Below are 25,240 nucleotides of genomic sequence, written 5' to 3' on the forward strand. Positions count from 1 at the left end.
AACGGCATTTCACGGGGTGCCGGACCCTGGGCTAAGGTTTGCGCCCCGGACGACAGGCCCGGTTCCAAGCGAATAAACGGGGACCACCCGGCAGAGGGTGACGCCCCTTCTGAAGGAAAAAGAGGAAAGACATGCCGCTGAACCGCAGGATTGTTCTGGCCTCGCGCCCCGAAGGGCTCCCGACGGAACAGAACTTCGGGATGGAGCAAGCGTCCATCCCCGTGGCGGGCCCCGGCCAGATGCTGCTGAAGACGCGGTGGCTCTCCCTCGACCCCTACATGCGCGCCCGCATGAGCGCCGCCAAGTCCTACACCCCGCCCATCGAGGTGGGTGGCCTGATGGTGGGTGGCACCATCGCCGAGGTGGTGGAGAGCAACGTCCCCGGCTTCCAGGCGGGTGATCTGGTGCTGTCCAATTCCGGCTGGCAGGAGTACGCCGTCGCGGGGCCGAAGTCGGTGCACAAGCTGGACACCGATGGCTTGCCGGTGACGACGGCCCTGGGCGTGCTGGGCATGCCGGGCCTGACCGCCTATGTCGGCCTCTACGATATCGGCCAGCCCAAGGCGGGTGAGACAGTGGTGGTCTCCGCCGCCGCCGGCGCCGTGGGATCCGTGGTCGGCCAGCTGGCCAAGCTGAAGGGGGCCCGCGCCGTCGGCATCGCCGGCGGTCCGGAGAAGTGCGCCTTCGTGGTGGAGGAGCTGGGCTTCGACGCCTGCGTCGATTACAAGGCGGAGAATTTCAAGGAAGCGCTGGCCGCCGCCTGCCCCAACGGTGTCGACGTCTATTTCGACAATGTCGGCGGCCGGGTGGCCGACGCCGTGTTCGACCTGCTGAACACCTTCGCCCGCGTGCCGCTGTGCGGCCGTATCGGCAACCTGAACGACACCGCCCTGCCGGCCGGCCCGGACCGGACGCCGGCCCTGCTGTCGGCCATCCTGACCCGCCGGCTGCATGTGCAGGGCTTCATCGTTTCCGACCATTGGCACCGCAACGACGCCTTCCTGGAAGAGGTCGGCGCCCTGGTGAAGAGTGGCCAGCTGCGCTATCGCGAGGACGTGACCGAGGGCCTGGAAAACGCCGTTCCGGCCTTCCTGGGCCTGCTGCAGGGCAAGAACCTGGGCAAGGCGCTGGTGAAGCTGTAAGCCGGTTCCAGCACCGTCCTGAAGGTCAAGCCCCCGCCCCGGTGAGCCCGGCGCGGGGGCTTTGCTTTTCCTACACCCTGATTTCGGCGCCCAGCACCTTCAGCAATTGGGCCAGCCAGGCGGCGTGGGCGGGCCAGGCGGGGGCGGTCACCAGCTTGCCGTCGGTGACGGCGCCATCCACCGGGATGTCGGCGTACTCGCCGCCGGCCAGGGTCACCTCCGGCCGACAGGCGGGATAGGCGGAGACCTTGCGGCCGGACAGCACGCCGGCGGCGGCCAGGATCTGCGGGCCGTGGCAGACGGCGGCGATGGCCTTGTCCTGGGCGGCGAAGGTCTTCACCAGGGCCAGCACGCGGCTGTCCAGGCGCAGGAACTCCGGCGCGCGCCCGCCAGGGATGACCAGGGCCACGTAATCGTCGGCCTTCACGCTCTCGAAATCGGCGTTCAACGTGAAGTCGTGGCCGCGCTTCTCGGTATAGGTCTGGTGGCCCTCGAAATCATGGATGGCGGTGGCGATCTTGTCGCCCGGCCGCTTGCCCGGTGCCACGGCGTCGACCTGGTAGCCCACCATGGACAGGGCCTGGAAGGGCACCATGGTCTCATAGTCCTCGGCGAAATCGCCGACGATCATCAGGATGCGTTTGGGGGGCATGCGGGTTCCTCCATCGGGCCGGTTGAGGGTTCGACCAGGATGCCGTGCACGATCTCGCAGGCCTATGGGCCATAAGGGGGTAGGCGTGGGATGATCTTTAGCCAGAAGGTCAAGGCGCCTTGAAGGTGCTCTGAGAATGGCAGCCGAATCCTTTAGCCTTGGTAGACAGTCTTGCTACCAAGTAGGATAATCCGCGCCCTGTGGGTAGGAGGTACACGATGGCCGAGGTTCAGAAAGTCAGCGTCGCCCTCACGGTGGAACAAGTCGCCGCCCTGCGGACGGCCGTCGAAGCTGGCGAATACGCGACGACCAGCGAAATCATCCGGGAAGCGGTTCGCGATTGGCAATTCAAACGTGAACTTCGGCAGCAGGACGTTCGACGTTTGCGTCAGCTTTGGGATGAAGGCAAGGCCAGCGGCGCTGCGGAGCCCTTTGATATTGAGCGATCGATTGCCGCCGCTCAGGCGCGTTTGGGCAAGACCCACGCCGAATGATCCCTATCTACCAATCGCCTGCCGTTGCACGCGACCTGGAAGAGATTTGGTTATCGATTGCGATCGACAATCCTGCGGCGGCAACCCGGGTTCTCCGTGCCATTGGCGTCCGCATCGGCCGGCTGGCGACATTTCCTCGCATGGGGGTGCGCCGCCCTGATATCCGCCCGAGCGCGCGCGTGCTTGTTGAAGGGGCGTATCTGATTCTTTTCGAGACTTATCCCGACACGAACGACGGGCCTGTCGAACGCGTGGATATCGTTCGCGTCATTGATGGCCGTCGGGATCTGCCTGCCCTGCTCACCGATCCGCCTGGCGGTTGACCACCGCCGTGACCGGCGCCAGGACGATGCCCCGGTCGCGCAGTCCCACGGCCCAGCGGGCGATGCCTTCCAGCGTGACGGGATAGGGCTGGGCATAGCCCACGGCGACGCCGTTGAGCTTGGCCAGCCGTTCCAGTTCCGCCAGTTGGGCGGCGACGCCGGCGTCGGACGGCGCACGGTCCACCTGCACGTCCGACACGGCCCGGGGCAGGCCCAGCTGGGTGGCGATGCGGGTGGCCTGGCTGGCGGTGGTGGGCCAGCTGTCGACATAGATCAGGCCGCGCCGCTGCACCTGGCGCAGCACCGTCTGCAGGCTGTCGTGGCTGGCCAGGAACTTGGTGCCGGTCAGGTTGGTCAGGCCGACATAGCCGGTGGCGCTGGCCATGGCCGTTTCCAGCCGGTCCACGTTCTTCTCATCCGGCAGGCTGGTCAGCAGGGTGCCGGGGCCGGGGTCGTTCTGGGGGAAGCCCTGCGGCTCCATCGGCACCTGCAGCAGCACCTCGTGCCCGTCACCGCGCGCCTGGTCCACCGCCTTCTGCAGGTTGGGGGCGCCAGCGGCGAAGGCCAGGGTGACGGCGGCCGGCATGCGGGCCAGCACCTTTTCCAGGGCGCTGGGCGACCAGCCCAGGTCGGCCATCACCAGGGCGATGCGCGGGCGCTTGTCATCCTGGGGGAAGGGGCGGCTGTAGGCCTGCCAGGGGGCGGGGCCCTTGGCCGGCATGCGCGGCAGATAGCCGGCGCGGGTCTTTTCCAACAGGTCGTCGTTGCGGCTGGGTGCCAGCTTGACGGCCACGTCCATGGGGTCGGGGTCGTGCGGGGCCGCGGGCTTGGCGGCGCCCTCCGCCGGGGCGGCCGGGTGCGGGGCCTCCACCGGCCGCGCGCCGCCCTGGGGCAGGGTGACGGGGATGTCGGCCAGCATGGTGGCTTTGCGCCGCGCGGCGGCCGTCTCCTCCGCCGTGGCGGCCAGCCAAGCGACCGTGCCCGCCACCGCCAGCACCGTCAGGGCCACGGCCACGGCGAACAGGTTCAGCCGGCGTCGGGGCTTTTCAGGGTCGTCCCCGGCCGGTCCAATGGCGGCCGCCCCGGCACGGCCGGCGCGCTTGGGCACGCCCAGGCGCGCCGCCAGCACGTCGGCGGACGCGTCCTCGTCCGCGCCGGCCAGCAGCGCCTCGAAGGCGTCGTCATCGCCGCCCTTCCTGCGTTTTGTTGTCTTTGCCGCCTTGGCGGGCTTGGTCTTGCGCGGCGTGCTCGGGCGCGAGACCAAGGCCTTCAGGCGGGTGGGTAGGGCGGCCAAGGGGTCCCCGTCGGTTGGCTAGTGCCGGGTGCGTTCAATCAGAAACGCACTCGGCCCTAAATGCTTGTTCAAGGAGCGGATTCACGCCGCAAAGCGCTTCCGCTTTTCCGCGATCCGCTCGAGGGTGTCCTCAGTTCGTGGCCTTGGACTGCTGCAACAGCGACAGGCCACGCAGCAGGTCCAGGGCGCGGGTCAGCTGGTAATCCTGGGGTGTGGCATCGCCGGTGGCGGCCGGCGGCACCGGCGTGCCGGGCGCGTCCTGGCCCTTGGTGCCTGCCTTCGGATCCTGGGTCTTGGAATCGACCTTGGCCTTGTCGGCGCCAACCCCCTTGTTGTCGGGGGTCTTGCCGTCGGGCGCTTTCGCGTCCGGGGCCTTTTCCGAGGTCTTGTCCTTGGCGTCGTCCGGCTTGGCCGGCTGCTTGGCACCCGGATCGGTGTTGCGCAGGGCATGCGGCAGGTCGGCCTCGCGCCGGCGGATGACGCCGGCGGGCGCGGCCACCTCTTCCACCTTGGCCTGCTGGACCTCGATGTCCGGGGTGATGCCCAGCTGCTGGATGGACCGGCCGGAGGGCGTATAGTAGCGCGCCGTGGTCAGCTTCATGGCGTTGCCGCCCGGCATGGGCATGAGGGTCTGAACCGAGCCCTTGCCGAAGCTCTGCGTGCCCATGAGGATGGCGCGCTTGTGGTCCTGCAGTGCGCCGGCCACGATTTCCGAGGCCGAGGCGGAACCGCCGTTGATCAGCACCACCAGGGGCAGGCCGTGGATGGCGTCGCCCGGCTTGGCGTTGTAGCGCTCGCCCTGGTCAGGGCGGCGGCCGCGGGTGGAGACGATCTCGCCCCGCTCCAGGAAGGTGTCGCTGACCGAGATGGCCTGGTCCAACAGGCCGCCGGGGTTGTTGCGCAGGTCCAGCACATAGCCCACGACCTTGTCGCCCAGCTCCTTCTGGATGCCGGCCAGGGCCTTGTCCAGGCCGACCTGGGTCTGCTCGGTGAAGCCGGACAGGCGGATGTAGCCGACATTGCCCTCGACCCGCCACCGCACCGACTGCACCTTGATGACCGCGCGGGTCAGGGTGAAATTCAGCGGCTGGGGCACGTTGTTGCGGTGGATGGTCACCTTGATGTCGGTGCCCGGGGCGCCGCGCATCTTCTCCACCGCCTCGTTCAGGCCCAGGCCCACGATGGCTTCGTCGTTCAGGTGGGTGATGTAGTCGCCAGGCTGCACGCCGGCGCGGGAGGCCGGGGTGTCATCGATGGGCGAGATCACCTTGACCACGCCGTTCTCTTCCGTGACCTCCAGGCCCAGGCCGCCGAACTCGCCCTTGGTCTGGACCTGCATGTCCTCCCAATTCTTCTTGTTCATGAAGTTCGAGTGCGGGTCGAGGGAGGCGAGCATGCCGTTGATGGCGGCCTCGACCAGCTGGTCGTCCGGCACTTCCTCGACATAGTCGGACTTCACCCGCTCGAACGCTTCGGTGAACAGTTCCAGCTGCTTGTAGGTTTCCGCCTTGATCGGCGGCTTGGCGTCCAGCGGCCGGGACAGGGGGCTTGCCAGATAGACCAGGGCCACGACGGCCACGGAGGTCAGCAGTTTCTTCATCTCACCCTTGTCCTTTACCCTCGGTGCCCGCGAAGCCGCGCAGGGGATTGATCGGCTGACCACCCCGCCGCAACTCGAAATACAATGTGGGGGTTCCGTCGCTGGCCATGGCGCCCATGGGCTCGCCGGTCAACACACGTTGTCCCACCCGCGTATCGATCCGACCCAATCCCGCGATCAGGCTATGATAGCCATTGGGGTGCTCGACGATCAAGATAAGGCCATATCCCTTGAAGGGTCCGGCGAAGACCACCGACCCCTCATACGGCGCCACCACCGGTGACCCGGCGCGGGCGCTGATGCGGACACCGCGGCTGGTGGTGCCCACCGCGTCCTGCTCGCCATAGCGCTGGGCCACCGGGCCGGCCACCGGCAGGGTCATACCACCCAGCGCCGTACCGCCCGGCACGTCCTTGGGCGTGCGGCCCATGGCGGCCAGCCGCTCCTGCGCCTTTTTCTGCCGCGCCTCCTCGGCCAGCTGGCGCTTCTGCGCCTCCGCCTGGCGGGCGCGTTCGGCGGCGGCCTTGCGCTCCGCTTCCAGCTTTTCCACCAAGTCGCGCAGGTCGCCGGCCTGGGCGGTCAACACCGCCATGTGGCCGGCCACGTCCTGCAGCTCGGCGTCGTTGGCCTGCGACAGGGCCTCGCGGCGCGACACCAGGTCGCGCAACTCCCCCTCGCGCTTTTCCAGGTCCTTCTTCGCCGCCAGGGCCTGGGCGCGCTTGTCCGCCAGCTTCTGGCGCAGGGCGGCCAGGTCGCGCAACTGCACGGCCAGGGCGTCCGCCCGTTTCTTCAGCTGGGGAATGGCCTCGCGCAGCAGCAGGGCGCTTTTCACCATCTCGCCCGGCGCCTCCGGCCGGGCCACCATGGCCTCCGGCGGCAGGCGGGACAGGCGCTGCAGGGCGCCCAGCAGGTCGGCCAGGGCGGCCCGGTCGGCGTCGATGCGGGCCACCTGCTCCTGCTCGTTGGCCGCCAGGCCGGCCAGCGACTGCTCCACCGCGCGCAGGGCGTCATCCTGGCGGCGCTGGTCCTCCGCCACCGCCACGGACTTGGCGCGCAGGTCGGCCAGCTCGCGTTCCAGGGCGTCGTTCTTGGCGTCCAGCGCGGCCTTGCGGGCCTGATCCGCCTTCAGGTCCTTTTCCACCTTATCCAGTTGGCGCTGGGCGTCCCGGGGGACGGCGCCGCCTTGGGGGGCCGTCGTCTGCGCTACGGGCGTCAGCACCACCGGCGGGGCGTGCTCAGCCCACGCCGATCCCGGCGCCAGCAGGGCCAGCGCCAGGGGCAACAGTCGGAACGGGGCCTTGTGCGGGATCACGCCGGGGGCTGCGCTCACTCGGGTGTCGGCTTACTCGGCCGCCGCGCGCGCCGCGTCGCGGACCAGCAGGGAATGGCCCGTCATCTCCTCCGGCTGGGGCAGGCCCATCAGCTCCAGCAGGGTGGGGGCCACGTCGGCCAGCTTGCCCCGCTCCAGCCGCACCACGTCCGCCGGGGCGTTCACCAGGATGGCGGGCACCAGATCCAGGGTGTGGGCGGTGTGCGGGCCACCCGTCTCCGGGTCCTTCATCAGCTCGCAATTGCCATGGTCGGCGGTGATCAGAAGGGCGCCGCCCTGGCGCTTCACCGCGGCCTCCAGCCGGCCGATGCTGCGGTCCACCGCCTCCACCGCCTTCACGGCTGCGGCCAGGATGCCGGAATGGCCGACCATGTCCGGATTGGCGTAATTGACCACCACCAGGTCGAAGGCGCCGCTGTCCACCGCCGCCACCAGCTTGTCCGTCAGCTCGTCGGCCGACATTTCGGGCTGCAGGTCGTAGGTGGCTACCTTGGGCGAGGGGACCAGGATGCGCTCCTCCCCCTCGTAGACCTTTTCCTCGCCGCCGTTGAAGAAGAAGGTGACGTGCGGGTACTTCTCCGTCTCGGCGATGCGCAGCTGCTTCAGGCCCTTCTGTGACACGATCTCGCCCAGGGTGTGGCGGATTTCCTTGGGGGGGAAAATGGCCGGCAAGTATTTCGCCAGGGTGGAGGAGTATTCCACCATGCCCAGCTGGGCGGCGAACTTCACGGGCGTGCCGCGATCGAAGCCGCTGAACTCCGGCTCCACCAGGGCGGACAGGATCTCGCGGGCGCGGTCGGCGCGGAAGTTGGCCATCAGCACGCCGTCGCCGTCCTTCATGCCCGCGTAGTCGCCGATGACGGTGGGCAGGATGAACTCGTCATGCTTGCCGGCGTCATAGCTCTGCTTCACCGCCGCCTCGGCGCTGGCGGCCTTCTCACCTTCAGCCGACACCAGGGCGCGGTAGGCCTTCTCCACCCGGTCCCAGCGCTTGTCGCGGTCCATGGCGTAGTAGCGGCCGTCCACCGTGGCGATCCTAGGCGGGATTTGGGCGCCGGGGGCGTCCTTCAGCCCGGCCTCGATGGCGGCCAACTGCTCCAGGGCGCTCTGCGGCGGCACGTCGCGGCCATCGGTGAAGGCGTGCAGGGCCACGGGGATGCCGGCCTGGGCCAGGGTGCGGGCCAGGGCGACCATGTGGTCCTGGTGGCTGTGCACGCCGCCGGGGGAGGCCAGGCCCAGGATGTGGGCGGTGCCGCCGGACTTCTTCAGGGCGGCCTTGAACGCGCTCAGCGCCCCGTTGGTCTCGAACTCGCCTTGGGCGATGGCGCGGTCGATCATGGGCAGGTCCTGGAACACCACGCGGCCGGCGCCCAGGTTCATGTGCCCCACCTCGGAATTGCCCATCTGGCCGGCGGGCAGGCCCACATCCTCCTCGCTGGCGGACAGCAGGCCGTGCGGGCTCTCCTGCCACAGTCGGTCGTAGTTGGGGGTGTTGCCCTGGGCGACGGCGTTGTCCGCCACCTCTTCCCGATAGCCCCAGCCGTCCATGATGCACAGCACCACGGGGCGAGGGGCTTTGCTGGTCTTGTCGGTGGCGGCCATGGCTGTCTGTTCCCTGATCCTGGTGGGGGTAGGAGGTGCGAACCTATTGGGAAAATCGGGATTTCCGCGCGCGATGGCAAGCGGCGCATCCGAATTTCCGACCTGATAAACCGTTATAGGCGCCGGCGGTTCGCCCGTCCCACCCCTTTCCCATGCCACAGGCGCAAAGGCGGCAGGACAGAAACGGTGTGCCGGGCGCACCGCCCGCCGCCCGGTTCTGTCGCGCCACTCGCGAACTTCGACCGTTTCGGCTGCCGCGCCCATGCCACCATCCAGGCAACGAGACCGGGATAAGGTGGAGGACATCATGGACCAGCGGCTGAACGGCGACATCGCCAATGCCTCATCCCCGGGGGCCATCGCCCTGGAGGACCGGTGGTGTGCCCATACCTACAAGCCGCTGCCCGTGGTCATCACCCGCGCCCAGGGCGCCTGGGTCCATGACGACGCCGGCCGCCGCTACCTGGACATGATGAGCGCCTATTCCGCCGTCAACGTCGGCCACAGCCACCCCCGCATCCTGAAGGCCCTGACCGAGCAGGCGTCCAAGGTGGCGGTGGTCTCCCGCGCCTTCCACACCGACAAGCTGGGACCCTTCCTGGCGCGCCTGTGCGCCCTGACCGGCCTGGACGGCGCCTGCCCCATGAACAGCGGGGCGGAGGCGGTGGAGACGGCGGTGAAGGCCGCCCGCCGCTGGGGCTATCGCCATCGCGGCATTCCCGCCAACCAGGCGGAGGTCATCGTGGCCAGCGGCAATTTCCACGGCCGCACCACCACCATCATCAGCTTCTCCTCCGAGGAGGCCTACCGTGAGGGCTTCGGCCCCTACACCCCCGGCTTCCGCGTCGTGCCCTTCGGCGACCTGGACGCCCTGGCGGCGGCCATCGGGCCCAATACGGCGGCCGTGCTGCTGGAACCCATCCAGGGGGAGGCCGGTATCGTCCTGCCGCCGGCCGGCTACCTCAAGGGCGTGCGCGAGGCCTGCGACTTTGCGGGCATCCTGATGATCCTGGATGAAATCCAGTCCGGCCTGGGCCGCACTGGCCGCTGGTTCGCCCACCAGCATGAAGGCGTCAAGCCGGATGGCCTGTGCCTGGGCAAGGCGCTGGGTGGCGGCGTGCTGCCCGTCTCCGCCTTCGTCGCCCGCCGCGACGTCATCGACGTGTTCGATCCCGGCAGCCACGGCTCCACCTTCGGCGGCAACCCGCTGGCCGCCGCCGTGGGTCTGGAGGCCCTGGCGGTGATCGAGGAGGAAGGGCTGGTCCAGCGCAGCGCGGAACTGGGCGCCCATCTGATGGACCGTCTGCGCGCCCTGAACAGCCCGCTCATCCGCGACATTCGCGGCCTGGGCTTGTGGGTAGGGCTGGAGATCGACCCCGCCCGCGCCACCGCCCGCCAGGTGGTGGAGGACTGGATGCGCCGCGGCGTCCTGTCCAAGGAAACCCACGACACGGTGGTGCGCCTGGCGCCGCCGCTGATGATCGCGCCGGAGGATCTGGACTGGGCGGTGGATCGCCTGGCCGAGACCCTGTCGGCGTTCGCCTGACATCCATTTTGGCCTGACATCAACCGACAACAACATCCCGGGGAATCCCATCCATGCCCGATACCCGCCTGACCGCTGCCGCTTCCGCCGTGGCCGACGCCCCTCCCGGCGGCCGCATCCTGATGTGCGCCCCTGAGCATTTCGAGGTGAGCTACGCCATCAATCCGTGGATGCGGCCCGATCGCTGGCAGCAGGAGGGGGCCTTGCTGGGCGCCCGCTCATCCAGCGGCTGGGAACGGCTGGTGGCAACCCTGCGCGGCCTGGGTGTGGAGTTGGAGTTCGCGGTGCCCCATGCCGGCCTGCCCGACATGGTGTTCACCGCCAACGCCGCCGTGGTGCTGGACGGCAAGGCGCTGGTCGCCACCTTCCGCCATCCCCAGCGGCAGGGGGAGACGCCGGTGTTCCGCCGCACCTTCGACGCGCTGAAGGACCGGGGCCTGCTGACCGAGGTGCACGATATGCCGGAGGGCGTGGTGCTGGAGGGGGCGGGCGACTGCGTATGGGATCCCGTGCGACGGACCTTCTGGCTGGGCTATGGTCAACGTTCCGACAAGGCGGCCGCCCCCGTGGTGCGCGACCTGTTCGGCATGGAGGTCGAGGCGCTGGAGCTGGTCGACCCGCGCTTCTATCACATGGACACCTGCCTCTGCCCGCTGACGGGGGGTGAGGTGCTGTACTTCCCCGGCGCCTTCTCCGCCGAGGGCAACGCCCGCATCCTGGAGCGTTTCGGGGCGGAAAACCTGATCGTGGCGCCGGAGCCCGACGCCTGCACCCTGGCGGTCAACGCCGTGAACCTCGGCCGTGATATCGTGCTGGCCACCGCCAGCCCCGCCCTGCGCGGCATGCTGACGGAGCGCGGCTACCGCGTGCATGAAACCCCGGTCAGCGACTTCGGCCTGTCCGGCGGTTCGGCCTTCTGCCTGATCCTGAAGTTGGATCGCACCTCAAAGTAAAACCCTTGGGCAAGTAAAGCCTTTGGGGGTGGAGGCGAGGGCGCTTAAGCTGGCGTCCTCGCTTTGGCCTTTTCGGACCCCGCCTTGAAGCCGCGCAAGCTCGACGCCATCGACATCAAGATCCTGACGGAACTGCAGGCCGATGGCCGCATCACCAACCAGGCCCTGTCGGAGCGGGTGGGCCTGTCCGCCCGTCCCTGCCTGGAACGGGTGCGCCGGCTGGAGCGCGAGGGCATCATCGTCCGCTACCAGGCCCAGGTGGACGTGCGCCGCATCCAGTCCTGCGTCTTCGTCCTGGCACAAATCTCCCTGGAAAAACAGGGCCGTGCCCGCACCAGCGCCTTCGAGCGCCGCCTGCGCGAGGTGCCCGAGGTCATCGAGTGCTTCGAGGTCAGCGGCCCCTACGACTACATCGCCAAGCTGGTCTGCCGCGATCTGGAGACCTACCAGGAACTGACCGACAGCTGGATCGACGATGCCGAGATGGGTGTCGCCCGCGTCGTCAGCAACGTGGTGCTGCGCCCCATCCGCGACTTCGGGACGTATCCGGTGTTCGAGGAGGAGGCTTGAGCGGTCTTGACCGGCAGGGCGTTGAGGTCCACATGATTACAACGTAATCACCTGTAATCGTCACGGCTTGAGGGTGTGGACATGGCCAGCCAGAACTTCTCCATTCGGACCGAGCCCGCCATTCTGGCGGAGTTGGACAAGCTGGCCGAGGCGCAGAACCGGTCCCGCAATTTCGTGGTCAATGAGGCCATCGAGCGCTATCTCACCGAAGAGCGTCAGTGGGCCACCCAAGTGCAAGCGGGACTGGCGGCGGCGGCGGCTGGCGACTTCGTCACGGATGCCGAGATGGATGCCTTGTTTGAAAAATTCGAGGCGGCGGCTGATCGATGAAGGTGCGGTGGACTAGGCCGGCGACACGAAACCTGGTGGATATCCACGATTACCTGAACCAGTTCAATTCGGCGGCCGCGCTCAAGCTGGTCAAGTCGCTCCGTGCGCAGGCGCAAGGGTTGGGTTCTCATCCTCAAAAAGGGCGCCCGGGCCGCATCAACGGTACGCGCGAGTTGGTCATTTCAGGCACGGATTTCATCATCGCTTACCAAATAGCGGAAACCTGCGTGGATATTCTGGCGGTTCGCCATACCGCTCGTGAATGGCCGGCCCGGTTGGATCGATAGCGGTCCCGCGTCGTTGCGGACCTCCCGCCCCTACGAAAACGCTTCCCCTCTCGCATCCTCATACGCTCAACTGCCGGCACCGGCGGTCCCAGGCAGGGGGCCGTTTACGGCGCGCCATATGGACCCATGAGGAAAACACCATGGAATATCGGCAACTTGGACGATCGGGCCTGAAGGTTCCGGTCCTCAGTTTCGGCACCGGCACCTTCGGCGGGGCGGGTGAATTCTTCAACCGTTGGGGCAGCACCGACGTGGCCGAGGCCACGCGCCTGGTGGATCTGTGCCTGGAGGCGGGCGTGAATTTCTTCGATACCGCCGATGTCTATTCCCGCGGCGCGTCGGAGGAGATCCTGGGCCAGGCCGTCAAGGGCCGGCGGGACAAGGTGCTGATCTCCACCAAGGCCACCTTCACCATGGGGGATGGCCCCAATGACGTCGGCTCGTCGCGCTATCACCTGATCCGCGCCTGCGAGGCCAGCCTGAAGCGGCTGGGCACCGATCACATCGACCTTTATTTCATGCACGGCTTCGACGCCATCGCCCCGGTGGATGAGACCCTGCGCGCCCTGGATGACCTGATCACCGCCGGCAAGATCGGCTATATCGGCGCCTCCAACTTCTCCGGTTGGCATTTGATGAAGGCGCTGGCGACGTCGGAGAAGTACGGCCTGGCCCGTTATGTCGCCTACCAGGGCTACTATTCCCTGGTGGGCCGCGAGTACGAGTGGGAGCTGATGCCCTTGGGCCTGGACCAGGGCGTGGGCCTGATGGTGTGGAGCCCCCTGGGCTGGGGCCGCCTGACCGGCAAGATCCGGCGCGGCCAGCCGGCACAGGCCGGCCGCATCGCCAGCGGTGGCGCCGCCGGCGGGCCCAAAGTGGATGAGGACTACCTCTACACCGTGGTCGATGCCCTGGACGCCGTGGCGGCGGAGACGGGCAAGACCGTGCCGCAGGTGGCGCTGAACTGGCTGCTGGCCCGGCCTGGCGTGGCCAACCTGGTCATCGGTGCCCGCAACGAGGAACAGCTGAAGCAGAACCTGGGCGCCGTCGGCTGGTCGCTGACGCCGGACCAGGTGACGCGCCTGGAACAGGCCAGCCAGAAGGGCCCGATCTATCCCTACTGGCACCAGAAGGACTTCAACCACCGCAATCCCAAGCCCACCACCTGGTAAGGCCGGCCGGCTTGCGATCTTTAGGCAGGGACGGTCCCCGCTGGGGGCCGCCCTTTCTTTACCACCCCACGTTCTTTACCACCCCACGGCCAACGCCCCGGCGCCCAGGGCCAGGGCGCTGACACCGCCCACGACCACGCCCAGGCGGCCACCCCCCACCCATGCCGCCATCGCTGCCTTGGTCACGGTATTGACGGCGGTCACGATCAGAACGCCCTCCATCGCCACCCTGAGGGTCAGGCCGTGCCCGCCCAGATGGGCCATGGACAGGGTGACGGCGTCCACGTCGGCCATGCCGGACAGCGCGGCCATGACCAGCACCCCGGGGGCGCCTATCGTCTGAGCCAGCACCTGGCTGGCCAGCGCCACGGCGGCAATGAAGGCGGCCATCTTCAGGGCCATGCCCACCTCCAGCGGGTTGGCGATGTTCAGCTTGGGCACATGGTAATGCCGGTTGCGCACGATCAGGGCGGCGGCGCCGGCCACCTGGACCAGTGCGGCACCGGCCAAAGGGGGTGCCAACGGCCGCAGCAGGTCCGGGTTCAGCACCATGGCCAGCACACTCACCCGCGCCATCATCACCGCCCCGGCCAGCAGCACCCCGGCGCCCAGCAGCCGGGAAGAGGCGGGGTGCATCCGCCCCAGCCGCGCCAGTGTCAGCGTGGTGGCGGTGGAGGAGGCGAGGCCGCCGGCCAGCGCCGCCATCAACACCCCCAACCGGTCGCCCAGGCCACGGACGGCGACATAACCCCCGAAGGAGATGGCGGCGACCATGACCGCCAACAGCCAGATGGAATGGGGGTTCAGCGCTCCCCAGGGGTCCACGGCATGGTTGGGCAACACGGGCAACAGCAGGAAGGACATGGCCAGCAGCGTCAGGATGGCCCGCACCTCGTCCCCGCTCAGCGCCGCCACCCAGCGGTGCAAGGGATCGCGCAAGGCCAGCAGGCCGGTCACGGCCACGCCGGCGGCGATGGCGACGCGCACGTCGGCCAGGATGGCCAGCGCCCCCAGCAGGAAGGTCACCAATCCCGCCACGACTGAGGTGATGCTGAGATCGCGCTCCGGGTTGGGATCGGTGTCGGCCTTGGCCTCCAGCCAGTGGAAGGCGGTGAAGGCGGCGGCATAGCCCAGGAACACCAAGCCCAGGATGTAGGGCTGCTGCGCCAAGGTCAGCGTGCCGGCGATGCCCCCCAGCAGGCCGGACAAGGCGAAGGTGCGCAGCCCCACCGCCCGCTGGTATTCCTGGCCGCTGCGGCTATGCCACCCCCGTTCCAGCCCCACCAGCAGCCCGATCGCCAGGGAAACCGCCAGGCGGCTGAGCAGGGTGGTGGGGTCGTCCATGAAGGCGGTCCTGGAAAGGGTGTGACCCGCCCAGTCGGCCCCAACCGTTCACCCGGCGCATTGATCCACCGCAAAGGCGTGTCGCCGGAGGCTCACGCGAAGGTGACGTGTGCCAGCATGTGGTCACGCAGGATCAGCGCGGCCCGCTGCAGGGCGTCGGTCGCCTGCTCCATTCCCTGCGACAGGCCGCTCAACAGCTGCAGCCGGCGCGGGTCGTCCGGCACCGCCATCAACAGGGCGACCACGGCGCGGTGGCGTTCATCCGCCTGGTGTTCCAGCGTCACGATGCCGTCGGAGGCCTCCAGGAAATGCTGCACGGTGTCCTGGGCGGCGCCGCGCTGGACATGCTGGGCAAGGTCGACAGCGCGGCGATAGGCCTGGGCGCAGGCCACGATGAGGTCGGCGAGATCCAGCAGGGGTTTGGGAAGCGCCTCGGGCGGCACGGCCTCGAACAGCAGCCGTGCCTGGAAGGCGGCTTCTTCCAGGTGGTCGGCCGCGTCGTCCGCCTCCTCGATCACCCGGCAGAACACCTCCGTCCCGGGGAGGCGGCGCGCCATGACGCGCAGCGCTTTCACCGATTCATCCGCCTGGCTCTCCCAGAGCTTGGCCCGGGTGGCGTTCTGGCCCGGTGTCAGGGGTTTATCCGAAAGGGACTCCCGAAGCATGGACCTCAAGCCTTCGGCCAGGCGTGATACCGCGGCGGCGTGGTCGGCGCAGATGGTCAGCAGCCGTTGGTCGGCGGTGCGGAAATGGGTGAACAACTCTGCCCGGACCTGATCACGGATCAGGGCGTCCGATCGGCCCTGCAGCAAGCCGATGGCGGTGGTTTGCAGGACGAAGCACAGGTAGCCCCGCGCGATATCGACGCCCATCATCTCATGCAGGGGTTCGCCATAGCGCAGGGGCGTTTTTACCGCCTGCTCCAGGGCGTCGTAGATCAGGCGCTCGCCGCCCAGAGACAGGAAGGCGCGATGGCCGAAGTCGTGCGACGCCGCCCAAGTCAGGATCTCCACCGCCACCTCATTGGGGACCAGCAACCCCAGGCGCTTGCGGGCCTTGTTCCAGTCGATCAGGAAGACGATGTGCGATGCCAGCCGGTTCAGCGCGGAGTGCAGATCCTCGTCGCTCTCCAAGGTGGCGGTGCCGTGGGTCGTGTAGAACAGATCCTCTTTCTCCAGCGCCGTTGCCTCGCGCGCCCGCACCTCCTGCCAGGCCAGGCCGCTGTCCCCGCTCAGTGTCTGCAGGAAGCGCAGGCGCGACAGGTGGACGTCGGTATAGATGACCGTCACCGAGCGGCCGACCACCTTGACCACCAGGACGTGGGCTTCGGTGGTGCCGATGTCGTTTTGAATCAGGAGGGTGCTGCCGTTGCGAACGGCCACCGTGTCCAGGCCCGGATGGTCGAATTTCAGGGGCGCCGTACGGTTCAGTCCGGCCATGAAGGCGGCGACGGTGGCGCGGTCCGCATCCCCGAGCCCGTAAGCCTTGGCGCCTGCCACCTCCTCACAGGCGATGGTTGCTTGCAGGTGGTTGAGGTCCCGATGCAGGTCCATGATCAGCACATGCAGACCATCCCCGGTGGCCGGCCGGCCCGAGGTCATGGCGGCGATGGCCGCCCCTTCCATCATGTCGCTACCGATGCTCGCCCAGGTCGCCGTCAGCCGGTCCAGACGGTGCGCATATTCCGCCGCCGCCGGCTGCCCCGCCTTGTCCAGCGGGGCGATCATGGCCCGCAGCGCTTCCTGCAGGCGTGCCAGAATACGGCCAGACCCGGGAATATGGTAATGGCCGTCGCCGTCGTTTTCGGTCAGGGCGATGGTACGGTCCAGGCTGGGCTCGTCGATGCCGCAGGCCTCGCGATCGTCCTTCAGCGTGGGGGCGGGGATTTGCGGACTCTCCGCCTGGGCTGCCGCCATCTGCAGCAGGGAAAGCAGGTACTTCGCCTGCTCATTGGCGGTCAGGGCCGTGGTGATCAGAGCCGGCACCACCAACGCCCGTTCGCCCAGCAGATCGACTATGCGGGTCTTGGCACTCACGGCAGGACCTCGGGCACATGGGCGGGCGGTACGGGGGCCAGGGGCGGCCGCGGTCGGATGGTCTGGGCGAAATGGGCCACGGTCTCGGCGTAGGTGCCGCTTTTCATCTCGGCGGCGGTGATGGTCACGCGCGCCTTGGGCGGCTTTCCCACCCAGGCCTGCAGCGCGTCCAGCGACTGCTGGCCCGCGGACCCGCCGTGGGTCAGCAGCAGGGCGGTTTCCGGCAGGTCCGCCCGCTCGCGCCGCACATAGGCGCGCAGGGGCGGGCAGGGATGCCAGGCCCAGATGGGCCCAGCCAGCACCACCAGGTCATAGTTGCGGGCCGTATGGGTCGCCGGGGCGATGCCGGGCAGCCGCCCGCGCCAGCTGTCCGCCGCCGCCCGCCACCAGCCCGTGAAGCTGACGCCGTAACGCTTGCAGCGGATTTCCTCGATGTCGGCCTGCAGGTGCCGGGCCAACTCCGCCACCACGGTGCGGGTCGTTCCGGTCAGCGAGTAAAAGGCGATCAGCACGGCCATGGTTCCCTCCATTTCCGGTCGCCCTCACCGGGCGGTCGCACACGCTGGAGGAAGAATGGCCAAAGGGGACGGCGCGCGCATTGACGCACCGCAAGCGCGTCACGCCTCACACCCGGCCTCACACCCGGTGGTAGGGATGCCCCGCCAGGATCTGTTGGGCGCGGTAGAGCTGTTCGGCCAGCATGCCGCGCACCATCATGTGCGGCCAGGTCATGGGGCCGAAGGCGATGAGCAGGCTGGCGCGGCGGCGCACCTCTTCGGCCAGGCCGTCGGCGCCGCCGATGACGAAGGCCAGGTCGGCCACGCCGCCGTCACGCCAGATGCCGACCTGGCGGGCGAAGGTCTCGCTGGGCAGGGCCTTGCCGCGTTCGTCCAGGGCCACCAGGGTGGCGCCGGGGGGGATGGCCTCCAGCAGCAGCTGGGCCTCCAGCCGCTTCAGCTCATCCCCCTCCACCCGCTTGCGGCACTCGACCTCGCGCAGGGTGAAGGGCCAGGTGATGCGGCCCTTATACTCTTCGAACAGGTCGCGGGCGGGGCCCGGCCGGCTGCGGCCGACGGCGATCAGCCAAACGCGCATGGGCCCGATCCCGCTACCGTTCTATCACGATCAGACAGACAGGAAGTCGCCTGCCGGCGCGCCGAACCCGGCGAAGTCGGGCGGCAGTTCCACGCCCCACATCTTTTCCAGGTTGTAGAAGGCGCGGACCTCGGGACGGAACAGGTGGACCAGCACGTCGCCGGCGTCGATCAGCACCCAGTCACACTGGGGCGTGCCCTCGGCGTCGAGACCGATGAGGCCGACTTCCTTCAGCTTGGACAGCAGATGGCCGGCCATGGCATCCACCTGGCGGGCGGAACGGCCCGATGTGATGACGATGTAGTCGGCCAAGGTGGACTTGCCCTTGAGGTCGAGCACCACGGTGCCTTCGGCCTTGTCATCCTCCACACTGGCGACGATCAGGTCGCGCAGCTGCTCGGGGAAGTCGGGGGCCGCCATGTCCGGAAGCGGCTGGGGCGCCGTCCGCCCAGCGGTCGGCGTCGGGAAATGGGCGATGGTGGAAATGATCGTTACCTCTAAGCAAAAAAGGGCGCTGAGGATCCGGCATGGCCGGCCCGCACCCTGATGATAGTCCGATGATGTCCGTGGGCAAGCCGCACGGGGCGCGCTTGCCTACGGGATTAGTCCTTGCAGTCCGCTTTTCCCGTCACCGGCCGGCCCACCACCCCTTCCGCCGGATTTCGGTGGCGGAGGCGGGATGCAGCGGCCCGTCCAGGAAGGTCCAGGCCGGTGCCGATCGTGCCGGCAGCCCGCCCGCGTCCCGTGGAGGAACCCGATTGCGGAGATAACGCCGCGCGGCCTTGCCGACAAGCGCCTTTAGGGAATAGGGGCGGCGCGGAAACACGGCAACCGGCATGCGACCCAGGATGCGCGTCCATCCCCGCCAGCGCGGAATCTGCAGCAGGTTGTCGGCGCCCATGATCCAGACGAAGCGGGTGCGTGGATAGCGGCGGCGCAGGGCCTCCAGCGTGTCCACGGTGTAGCGGGTGCCCAGCTGCGTCTCCAGGTCCGTCACCAGGATGCGCGGATCGCGGGCGGCGGCGCGCGCGGCGTCCAGGCGCGCGTCCAGCGTGGCCATGCCCCGCGCCTGCTTCAGCGGGTTCTGCGGGCTGACCAGCCACCACACCTGGTCCAGGTTCAGGCGGCGCAGCATCCATTGACTGACGTGGCGGTGGCCGGCGTGGGCGGGGTTGAAGGACCCGCCCAGGATGCCGATACGGCGTCCGGCCCAACTGGCCCCGGTCAGCGGCCGCGGTCGAATCCAATAGCGGCCGTGGGGAGATGTCGACATGGGGTAACGCCGGCCGGTCGCTTACGGGCGCGTCTGGCCGTCGCCGCGCACGACGTATTTGTAGCTGGTCAGCTGCTCGGCACCCACGGGGCCGCGGGCGTGCAGCTTGCCGGTGGAAATGCCGATCTCGGCGCCGAAGCCGAATTCCCCGCCATCGGCGAACTGGGTGGAGGCGTTCCACAGCACGATGCCGCTGTCGACCCGGGCCAGGAACCGCTCGGCCGTGGCGGCATCCTCGGTCACGATGCTGTCGGTATGGTGGCTGCCGTGGCGCTCGATGTGGGCGATGGCCTCATCCACGCCTTCCACCACCTTCACCGACAGGATGGCGTCCAGGTATTCGGTGTCCCAGTCGGCGTCGTCGGCCGGCAACACGCGGGCGTCCAGGGCCTGCACGGTGGCATCGCCCCGCACCTCGCAGCCGACGCCGACCAGATCCTCGATCAGGGCGGGCAGCTGGGCGGCCGCCACGTCGCGGTGGACCAGCAGCGTCTCCATGGCGCCGCAGATGCCGGTGCGGCGCATCTTGGCGTTGAGGGCGATGGCGCGGCCCTTGGCCGGATCGGCCGCCCGGTCCAGGTAGACGTGGCAGATGCCGTCCAGATGCTTGATCACCGGCACGCGCGATTCCGCCGCCACCCGCGCCGTCAGGGACTTGCCGCCCCGGGGGATGATGACGTCGACGAAATCGGTCATGGTCAGCAGGATGCCGACGGCGGCGCGGTCGGTGGTGGGCACCAGCTGCACGGCGTCGGCGGGCAGGCCGCCTTCCACCAGGCCCCGGCGCATGGCCGTGACGATGGTGCTGGACGAATGCAGACTTTCCGAACCGCCGCGCAGGATGGCGGCGTTGCCGGACTTCACGCACAGGCCGCCGGCATCCGCCGTCACGTTGGGCCGGCTTTCATAGATGATGCCGATGACGCCCAGGGGGACCCGCACCCGCTGGATGCGCAGGCCGTTGGGCCGGGTCCAGTCGGCCATGACGGCGCCCAGGGGGTCGGGCAGGTCGGCCACGTCCTCCAGGCCCTTGGCGATGGCCTCCAACCGGCCTTCGTCCAGGCGCAGGCGGTCCAGCAGGGCGGGGGTCAGGCCCTTGGCCTGGCCGGCCGCCATGTCGCGCGCGTTGGCGTCCAGGATGGTGGCGGCGTCGGCGCGCAGGGCGAATGCAGCGGCGCGCAGGCCTGCCACGCGCTGCTCCGGCGTGGTCACGGCCAACCGGGCGCTGGCGGCGCGCGCGCGCTGCCCGATGTCCTGCATCAATGCCGTAAGGTCGACCGTCTGCCCGTCCATGATCCCAACGCCCTGATATCCGTTACGCCGTCACGCCCCAGCCCCTAGCTCTTAGCGGGAAACACCCGGGCGTGACGGAAGTCCACAGTACACCAGCTGCCCACCTCCAGCGCCAGATCGCTCAACCGGTCGCGGGACAGCTGTGCTTCCAGCGCGCGGCCGGCCAGATCCAGTTCCAGCCGGGCCACGGGACCGGCGGCGTGCAGGCTGCTGACCCGGGCGCTCCACTTGCCCTCCGGCACGCCCTCGGCCGGGGCCACGCCCAGTTCCACCTGGTGGGGGCGGACATAGATGACGGCCGGGCCGTCGGCGCCGACGGCGCCATCCACCCGCACGGCCTTGCCGTCCAGGCGCGCCACGCCCGCCTCGATGACGCCGTTCAGGCGATTCACCCCGCCCAGGAAGTCGAAGACGAAGCTGTCGGCGGGGTGGTCGTACACCTCCGCCGGGGTGCCCACCTGGATGATCTGGCCGTGGTTCATGACCACCACGCGATCCGCCAGCTCCAGCGCCTCTTCCTGGTCGTGGGTCACGAAGATGGAGGTGATGTGCATGTCGTCGTGCAGGTGGCGCAGCCACTTGCGCAGATCCTTGCGCACCTTGGCGTCCAGTGCGCCGAAGGGCTCATCCAGCAGCAGCACCTTGGGTTCGATGGCCAGCGCCCGGGCCAGGGCCACGCGCTGGCGCTGGCCGCCGGACAGCTGACTGGGGTAGCGGGTGGCCAGGTGCGACAGCTGCACCATGGTCAGCAGCTGGTCCACGCGGCGGCGGATGTCCATCTCGGCCGGCCGCTCCGCCTTCTTCTTGACGCGCAGGCCGAAGGCCACGTTGTCGAAGACGGTCATGTGCCGGAACAGGGCGTAGTGCTGGAAGACGAAGCCCACCTTACGGTCCCGCGCCGCGCGGTCGCGGGTGTCCTGCCCGTCGAAGCTGACCTCGCCGGCGTCGGCATGGTCCAGGCCGGCGATAATGCGCAGCAGGGTGGTCTTGCCGGAACCGCTGGGGCCCAACAGGGCTAAGAGCTCGCCCGAGCGCACGTCCAGGCTGACGCCGCCCAAGGCGGTGAAGGCGCCGAAGGTCTTTTCCACGTTGCGGATTTCAATGGCCATGCGCGCCGCCCGTTTGCTTGATCGTCATTATCGCCGCTTCTCTCACCGGTCTGGTCTCACCGTTTGGCGGCGGCGATCTGGTCGGCGAAGCGCCATTCCAGGGCCGCCTTGGCCGCCAGGGTCACCAGCGCCAGCAGCGCCAGCAGCGAGGCCACCGCGAAGGCGGCCACGAAGTTGTATTCGTTGTACAGAATCTCGACATGCAGGGGCATGGTGTTGGTCTTGCCCCGGATATGGCCGGAGACGACGGACACCGCCCCGAACTCCCCCATCGCGCGGGCGTTGCACAGCAGCACGCCGTACAGCAGGCCCCAGCGGATGTTGGGCAGGGTCACCAGGCGGAAGGTCTGCCAGCCGCTGGCTCCCAGCACGATGGCGGCCTCCTCGTCCTCCACGCCCTGCTCCTGCATCAGAGGGATCAGTTCGCGCGCCACGAAGGGGAAGGTGACGAAGACGGTGGCCATGACCACGCCCGGCACGGCGAAGATGATCTGCACCCCGTGGTCGCGCAGCCAGGGACCGAAGCTGCCGTGCAGGCCGAACAGCAGCACGTAGACCAGGCCGGAAATGACTGGCGAGACGGAGAAGGGCAGGTCGATCAGGGCCAGCAGCAGGCTCTTGCCCCGGAAATTGAATTTGGCGATGGCCCAGCTGGCGGCCACGCCGAACACCAGGTTCAGCGGCACGGCGATGGCGGCCACCGTCAGGGTCAGCCGGACGGCCGACAGGGCGTCGGGATCGGCCAGACCCTTGAGGAAGGCGCCGACACCCTTGGCCAGGGCCTGGCTGAACACCGCCACCAGCGGCAGGGCCAGGAAGGCCGCCAGGAACAGGATGGCGAGGCCGATGAGCGCCAGGCGCATCATCGGGCCTTCGCCCACGGCGGGGCGGCGGGAATGCGGCTCAGCGGGCATGGCGCGACCGGGTCCAGCGCTGCAGGAAGTTGATGCCCAGCAGCATGAGGAAGGAAACTCCCATCATGGCCGTGGCGATGACGGTGGCGCCGGCATAATCGTACTGCTCCAGCCGGGCGACGATCAGCAGGGGCACGATCTCGGACACCGCCGGGATGTTGCCGGCGATGAAGATGACGGAGCCATACTCCCCCACGCCGCGCGCGAAGGCCAACGCCACGCCGGTGATCAGCGCCGGCAGGATGGTGGGCAGCAGCACCTTGGTGAAGGTCTGCCAGCGCGTGGCGCCCAGCGAGGCGGCGGCCTCCTCCACCTCGGCGTCCAAATCCTGCAGCACCGGTTCCACCGTGCGCACGATGAAGGGCATGCCCACGAACACCAGGGCGATGACGATGCCCAGGGGGGTGAAGGCGATCTTGAACCCGGCCGCCTTGGCCAGGGCCCCGATCCAGCCATTGGGGGCGTAGATGGCCGTCAGCGCGATGCCGGCGACGGAGGTGGGCAGGGCGAAGGGCAGGTCGACCATGGCGTCGATGAGGCGTCGGCCGGGAAAGCGATACCGCACCAGCACCCACGCCACCACCAGGCCGAACACGGCGTTGATCAGGGCGGCCGCCAGCGCGCAGCCGAAGCTGACAAAGAAGGCGTGCAGCACCCGGGGGGCCAGGGTGATGGCCCAGAACCGGTCCCAACCCACATCGGCCGCCCGCAGGGCCATGTGGCCCAGGGGGATCAGGACGATCAGGCAGAGATAGGCCAGGGTGAAGCCGAAGGCGGTGCCAAAGCCGGGCAGGATCGTCGGGGCCAGGAAGGCCCACCCCCGCCTGGCCGGCTTGGTCGCCGTGGTCGACGCGGCGGCCGTCACGAGGCGTTCCCACCCACAAAGGGCCCGCCCGAAAGGGATAAGTCGACGTGAGGCGAACCCGGTCGGGTCATGTGCGGCCTTTCCCCAAATTCGAGACGCGAGATTAATGCATAAGCCCCGGAGCGTGTACAACCTTCACGCCGTGCGGGGCAGGCACGTCTTTCACAACGGTGCCATGCATCTTCCAATAAATCACCATCACAAAAGTGTGAAATTTGATCCTATCGGGTAGGCGGGGGCGGGGATGAGAATCCGGCGCGGTAGCGGTCACATGACGTGTGACAGCGTTGTCCGGGATGGGGTAAAAGTCGTCCTGGGAGGAAGGGCATGACTAAAACCAAAGCTGGCGACGTTTCAGGCCGGTTCGTCCGGCTGGATCGACACTGCTGGCGCGCGCCCTGGCCTTGCCGTACAGCCGATACCGGATCTTGCCGCGGGATGAGCGTTCGCGGCGGGCCCTCCGTGGGGATGAGGCGCTACCAAGGAACGGAGTGTTAAAAGCATGATGAATCGTCGCACCCTTTTGCAGGGCGCCGCCGCCCTGGCCGGTGTGGGCGCCCTGGGGGGGACGGCCGCGACCTGGCGGTCCGCGCTGGCCGCCACGAAGGCGGGCCAGGTGGTGTTCCCGAAGGACTTCCTGTGGGGTGCGGCCACCGCCGCCTATCAGGTCGAGGGCGGCTGGAACGCCGACGGCAAGGGGCCGTCCATCTGGGACACGTTCACCCACCAGAAGGGCCTGGGCCGCATCAAGAACGACGACACCGGCGACGTGGCCTGCGACAGCTATCACAAATACAGGGAAGACGCGGCCCTCATCCGCCAGCTGAACCTGAAGAGCTATCGTTATTCCGTCGCCTGGTCGCGGGTGCAGCCGCTGGGCAAGGGGGCGGTCAACCAGGCCGGCCTGGACTATTACAAGCGCCTGACCGACGCGGTGCTGGAGGCGGGGGCCCGCCCCCTGGTCACGCTGTACCACTGGGACCTGCCGCAGGCCCTGGACGATGAAGGCGGATGGACCAACCGCGACACGTCCGACCGGCTGGCGGAATACGCCGACATCGTCGGCCGCGCCTTGGGCGACCGCATCAACCATTGGGCCATCCTGAACGAGCCCAAGACCTTCACCCACCTCGGCTATTGGGAGGGCATCTTCGCCCCGGGCCACAAGGACCCGCTGCAGATGCTGAAGGCCACCCACGTGGTGAACCTCAGCCAGGGCAAGGCCTTCCGCGCCATGAAGGCCATCAACCCCAAGTTCCAGGTGGGCAGCGTCTGCGACGTGGCCAACATGGTGCCGCGTACGGACAGCGAGGCCGACAAGGTCGCCGCTGAGCGCTACCACCGCTTCCTGAACCTGTGGTTCCTGCAGCCGGTGCTGGACGGAACCTACCCCGACGTGCTGCCGGCCGATCAGCGCGACGCCCTGCTGGGCTTCCAGCCGGGTGACGAGAAGGTCATGCGCGCCGACTACGACATGGTGGGCCTGAACTACTACACCCGCTGGGTGGTGGCGGATAAGCCCGAGGGCAACGGCGTCCCCGGCCTGAACACGTCGCACGAATGGGGTGAGGGGCCGCACGCCAAGACCGACATCGGCTGGGACATCGATCCCGATGGCTTCCACGACACGCTGGTCCGCATGGCCAAGGCTATCGGCAACCGCCCCATCGAGATCACGGAAAGCGGTGCCGCTTACAACACGCCGCTGGTCGATGGTCATGTGAAGGATGAAAAGCGCATCGAGTACATGAAGGCCTATTTCGCGGCCCTGTCCCGCGCCATCCAGGATGGGGCGCCGGTGCGCGCCTATCACGCCTGGAGCCTGATGGACAATTTCGAATGGGCCCAGGGCTACACCCAGCGTTTCGGCCTGACGTACGTCGATTACAAGAACGACCAGAAGCGGACCATCAAGGACAGCGGCCTTTGGTACGCCAAGGTCGCCAAGAACAACGGCTTCTGATTGCGGTGGACGGGGCCACGCGCCCCGTCCGTCCTTGCGAGTGATCCGGATGT

General features: G+C 68.5%; 25 protein-coding genes. 10 read left to right on the forward strand and 15 right to left on the reverse strand.

The genetic code is table 11. The features are described 5' to 3' along the window. The first annotated feature begins 200 nt into the window (after positions 1-200). Positions 201-1,142 carry an NADP-dependent oxidoreductase gene (locus Y958_RS03010; protein WP_338039172.1) on the forward strand — a complete coding sequence of 314 codons (942 nt, stop codon included), beginning with the start codon at positions 201-203 and terminating at the stop codon, positions 1,140-1,142. Positions 1,143-1,212: 70 nt separating this feature from the next. On the opposite strand, the gene Y958_RS03015 is transcribed toward Y958_RS03010, so the two are convergent. Then, a complete protein-coding gene (locus tag Y958_RS03015; protein ID WP_088870857.1) occupies positions 1,213-1,794 on the reverse strand; it encodes a DJ-1/PfpI family protein in 582 nt (193 codons plus the stop codon). 218 nt (positions 1,795-2,012) lie between these two features. Between Y958_RS03015 and Y958_RS03020 the strand changes: the two genes are divergently transcribed. Further along, positions 2,013-2,288 (forward strand): ribbon-helix-helix domain-containing protein, encoded by a 276-nt coding sequence (locus Y958_RS03020; protein ID WP_088870858.1) that lies wholly within the window; start codon positions 2,013-2,015, stop codon positions 2,286-2,288. Further along, positions 2,285-2,611, forward strand: coding sequence for a type II toxin-antitoxin system RelE/ParE family toxin (locus Y958_RS03025; protein WP_088870859.1), 327 nt, complete (start codon positions 2,285-2,287; stop codon positions 2,609-2,611). The genes Y958_RS03020 and Y958_RS03025 overlap by 4 nt, the downstream gene beginning before the upstream one ends. Here Y958_RS03025 and Y958_RS03030 read toward each other — a convergent pair. From Y958_RS03030 to gpmI, 4 genes are all read right to left on the reverse strand, one after another. Beyond that, positions 2,589-3,905 carry a divergent polysaccharide deacetylase family protein gene (locus tag Y958_RS03030; RefSeq protein ID WP_088870860.1) on the reverse strand — a complete coding sequence of 439 codons (1,317 nt, stop codon included), beginning with the start codon at positions 3,903-3,905 and terminating at the stop codon, positions 2,589-2,591. The genes Y958_RS03025 and Y958_RS03030 overlap by 23 nt on opposite strands. Positions 3,906-4,035: 130 nt before the next feature. Continuing rightward, a complete protein-coding gene (locus Y958_RS03035) occupies positions 4,036-5,505 on the reverse strand; it encodes a S41 family peptidase (protein ID WP_088870861.1) in 1,470 nt (489 codons plus the stop codon). 1 nt (position 5,506) lies between these two features. Then, the gene (locus tag Y958_RS03040) at positions 5,507-6,835 is read right to left on the reverse strand and encodes a murein hydrolase activator EnvC family protein (RefSeq protein ID WP_244909348.1); all 1,329 of its coding nucleotides are present in this window, start codon (positions 6,833-6,835) and stop codon (positions 5,507-5,509) included. Positions 6,836-6,847: 12 nt separating this feature from the next. Continuing rightward, the gene (gpmI, locus tag Y958_RS03045) at positions 6,848-8,437 is read right to left on the reverse strand and encodes a 2,3-bisphosphoglycerate-independent phosphoglycerate mutase (protein WP_088870862.1); all 1,590 of its coding nucleotides are present in this window, start codon (positions 8,435-8,437) and stop codon (positions 6,848-6,850) included. 307 nt (positions 8,438-8,744) lie between these two features. On the opposite strand from gpmI, the gene rocD reads away from it, so the two are divergent. From rocD to Y958_RS03075, 6 genes are all read left to right on the forward strand, one after another. After that, positions 8,745-9,983: an ornithine--oxo-acid transaminase gene (gene rocD, locus Y958_RS03050; RefSeq protein ID WP_088872442.1), complete on the forward strand. Its 1,239-nt coding sequence runs from the start codon at positions 8,745-8,747 to the stop codon at positions 9,981-9,983. Positions 9,984-10,036: 53 nt separating this feature from the next. Continuing rightward, positions 10,037-10,936, forward strand: coding sequence for a dimethylarginine dimethylaminohydrolase family protein (locus Y958_RS03055; protein WP_211098517.1), 900 nt, complete (start codon positions 10,037-10,039; stop codon positions 10,934-10,936). 84 nt (positions 10,937-11,020) lie between these two features. Continuing rightward, positions 11,021-11,506, forward strand: coding sequence for an Lrp/AsnC family transcriptional regulator (locus Y958_RS03060; protein WP_088872444.1), 486 nt, complete (start codon positions 11,021-11,023; stop codon positions 11,504-11,506). An 81-nt stretch (positions 11,507-11,587) separates the two neighbouring features. Beyond that, positions 11,588-11,836, forward strand: coding sequence for a CopG family ribbon-helix-helix protein (locus tag Y958_RS03065; protein WP_088870863.1), 249 nt, complete (start codon positions 11,588-11,590; stop codon positions 11,834-11,836). Between the two features lie 35 nt (positions 11,837-11,871). Beyond that, positions 11,872-12,123, forward strand: a complete 252-nt coding sequence (locus Y958_RS03070) for a type II toxin-antitoxin system RelE/ParE family toxin (RefSeq protein WP_186291239.1) — start codon at positions 11,872-11,874, stop codon at positions 12,121-12,123. 140 nt (positions 12,124-12,263) lie between these two features. Continuing rightward, positions 12,264-13,295, forward strand: coding sequence for an aldo/keto reductase (locus tag Y958_RS03075; RefSeq protein WP_088870865.1), 1,032 nt, complete (start codon positions 12,264-12,266; stop codon positions 13,293-13,295). Positions 13,296-13,370: 75 nt separating this feature from the next. Here Y958_RS03075 and Y958_RS03080 read toward each other — a convergent pair whose 3' ends face one another. The 10 genes from Y958_RS03080 to cysT all read right to left on the reverse strand — a co-directional run bounded on the left by Y958_RS03080 (position 13,371) and on the right by cysT (position 23,167). Then, positions 13,371-14,639, reverse strand: a complete 1,269-nt coding sequence (locus Y958_RS03080) for an MgtC/SapB family protein (protein ID WP_088870866.1) — start codon at positions 14,637-14,639, stop codon at positions 13,371-13,373. 92 nt (positions 14,640-14,731) lie between these two features. Continuing rightward, positions 14,732-16,675, reverse strand: coding sequence for a DUF47 family protein (locus tag Y958_RS03085; RefSeq protein WP_088870867.1), 1,944 nt, complete (start codon positions 16,673-16,675; stop codon positions 14,732-14,734). After that, complete coding sequence (locus Y958_RS03090) at positions 16,672-17,193, reverse strand: flavodoxin family protein (RefSeq protein WP_088870868.1); 522 nt, start codon at positions 17,191-17,193, stop codon at positions 16,672-16,674. The genes Y958_RS03085 and Y958_RS03090 overlap by 4 nt, the downstream gene beginning before the upstream one ends. Before the next feature lie 118 nt (positions 17,194-17,311). Next, positions 17,312-17,770 carry a 23S rRNA (pseudouridine(1915)-N(3))-methyltransferase RlmH gene (rlmH, locus tag Y958_RS03095; protein WP_088870869.1) on the reverse strand — a complete coding sequence of 153 codons (459 nt, stop codon included), beginning with the start codon at positions 17,768-17,770 and terminating at the stop codon, positions 17,312-17,314. Positions 17,771-17,800: 30 nt separating this feature from the next. Further along, positions 17,801-18,190: a ribosome silencing factor gene (rsfS, locus tag Y958_RS03100; protein ID WP_081486582.1), complete on the reverse strand. Its 390-nt coding sequence runs from the start codon at positions 18,188-18,190 to the stop codon at positions 17,801-17,803. Between the two features lie 208 nt (positions 18,191-18,398). Continuing rightward, positions 18,399-19,043 carry a nicotinate-nucleotide adenylyltransferase gene (locus Y958_RS03105; RefSeq protein ID WP_040845919.1) on the reverse strand — a complete coding sequence of 215 codons (645 nt, stop codon included), beginning with the start codon at positions 19,041-19,043 and terminating at the stop codon, positions 18,399-18,401. 21 nt (positions 19,044-19,064) lie between these two features. Then, a complete protein-coding gene (locus Y958_RS03110) occupies positions 19,065-20,336 on the reverse strand; it encodes a glutamate-5-semialdehyde dehydrogenase (protein ID WP_088870870.1) in 1,272 nt (423 codons plus the stop codon). Between the two features lie 44 nt (positions 20,337-20,380). Then, positions 20,381-21,445: a sulfate/molybdate ABC transporter ATP-binding protein gene (locus tag Y958_RS03115; RefSeq protein ID WP_088870871.1), complete on the reverse strand. Its 1,065-nt coding sequence runs from the start codon at positions 21,443-21,445 to the stop codon at positions 20,381-20,383. A 56-nt stretch (positions 21,446-21,501) separates the two neighbouring features. After that, positions 21,502-22,359, reverse strand: a complete 858-nt coding sequence (gene cysW, locus Y958_RS03120) for a sulfate ABC transporter permease subunit CysW (RefSeq protein ID WP_040850152.1) — start codon at positions 22,357-22,359, stop codon at positions 21,502-21,504. Further along, positions 22,349-23,167 (reverse strand): sulfate ABC transporter permease subunit CysT, encoded by an 819-nt coding sequence (gene cysT, locus Y958_RS03125; protein WP_244411191.1) that lies wholly within the window; start codon positions 23,165-23,167, stop codon positions 22,349-22,351. Before cysT ends, cysW begins: the two co-directional genes overlap by 11 nt. A 559-nt stretch (positions 23,168-23,726) precedes the next feature. Here cysT and Y958_RS03130 point away from each other — a divergent pair. Further along, complete coding sequence (locus tag Y958_RS03130) at positions 23,727-25,187, forward strand: GH1 family beta-glucosidase (protein WP_244909349.1); 1,461 nt, start codon at positions 23,727-23,729, stop codon at positions 25,185-25,187. Positions 25,188-25,240 lie beyond the last annotated feature (53 nt).

Source organism: Nitrospirillum viridazoti CBAmc (assembly GCF_000730165.1).
Taxonomy (GTDB): Bacteria; Pseudomonadota; Alphaproteobacteria; order Azospirillales; family Azospirillaceae; genus Nitrospirillum; species Nitrospirillum viridazoti.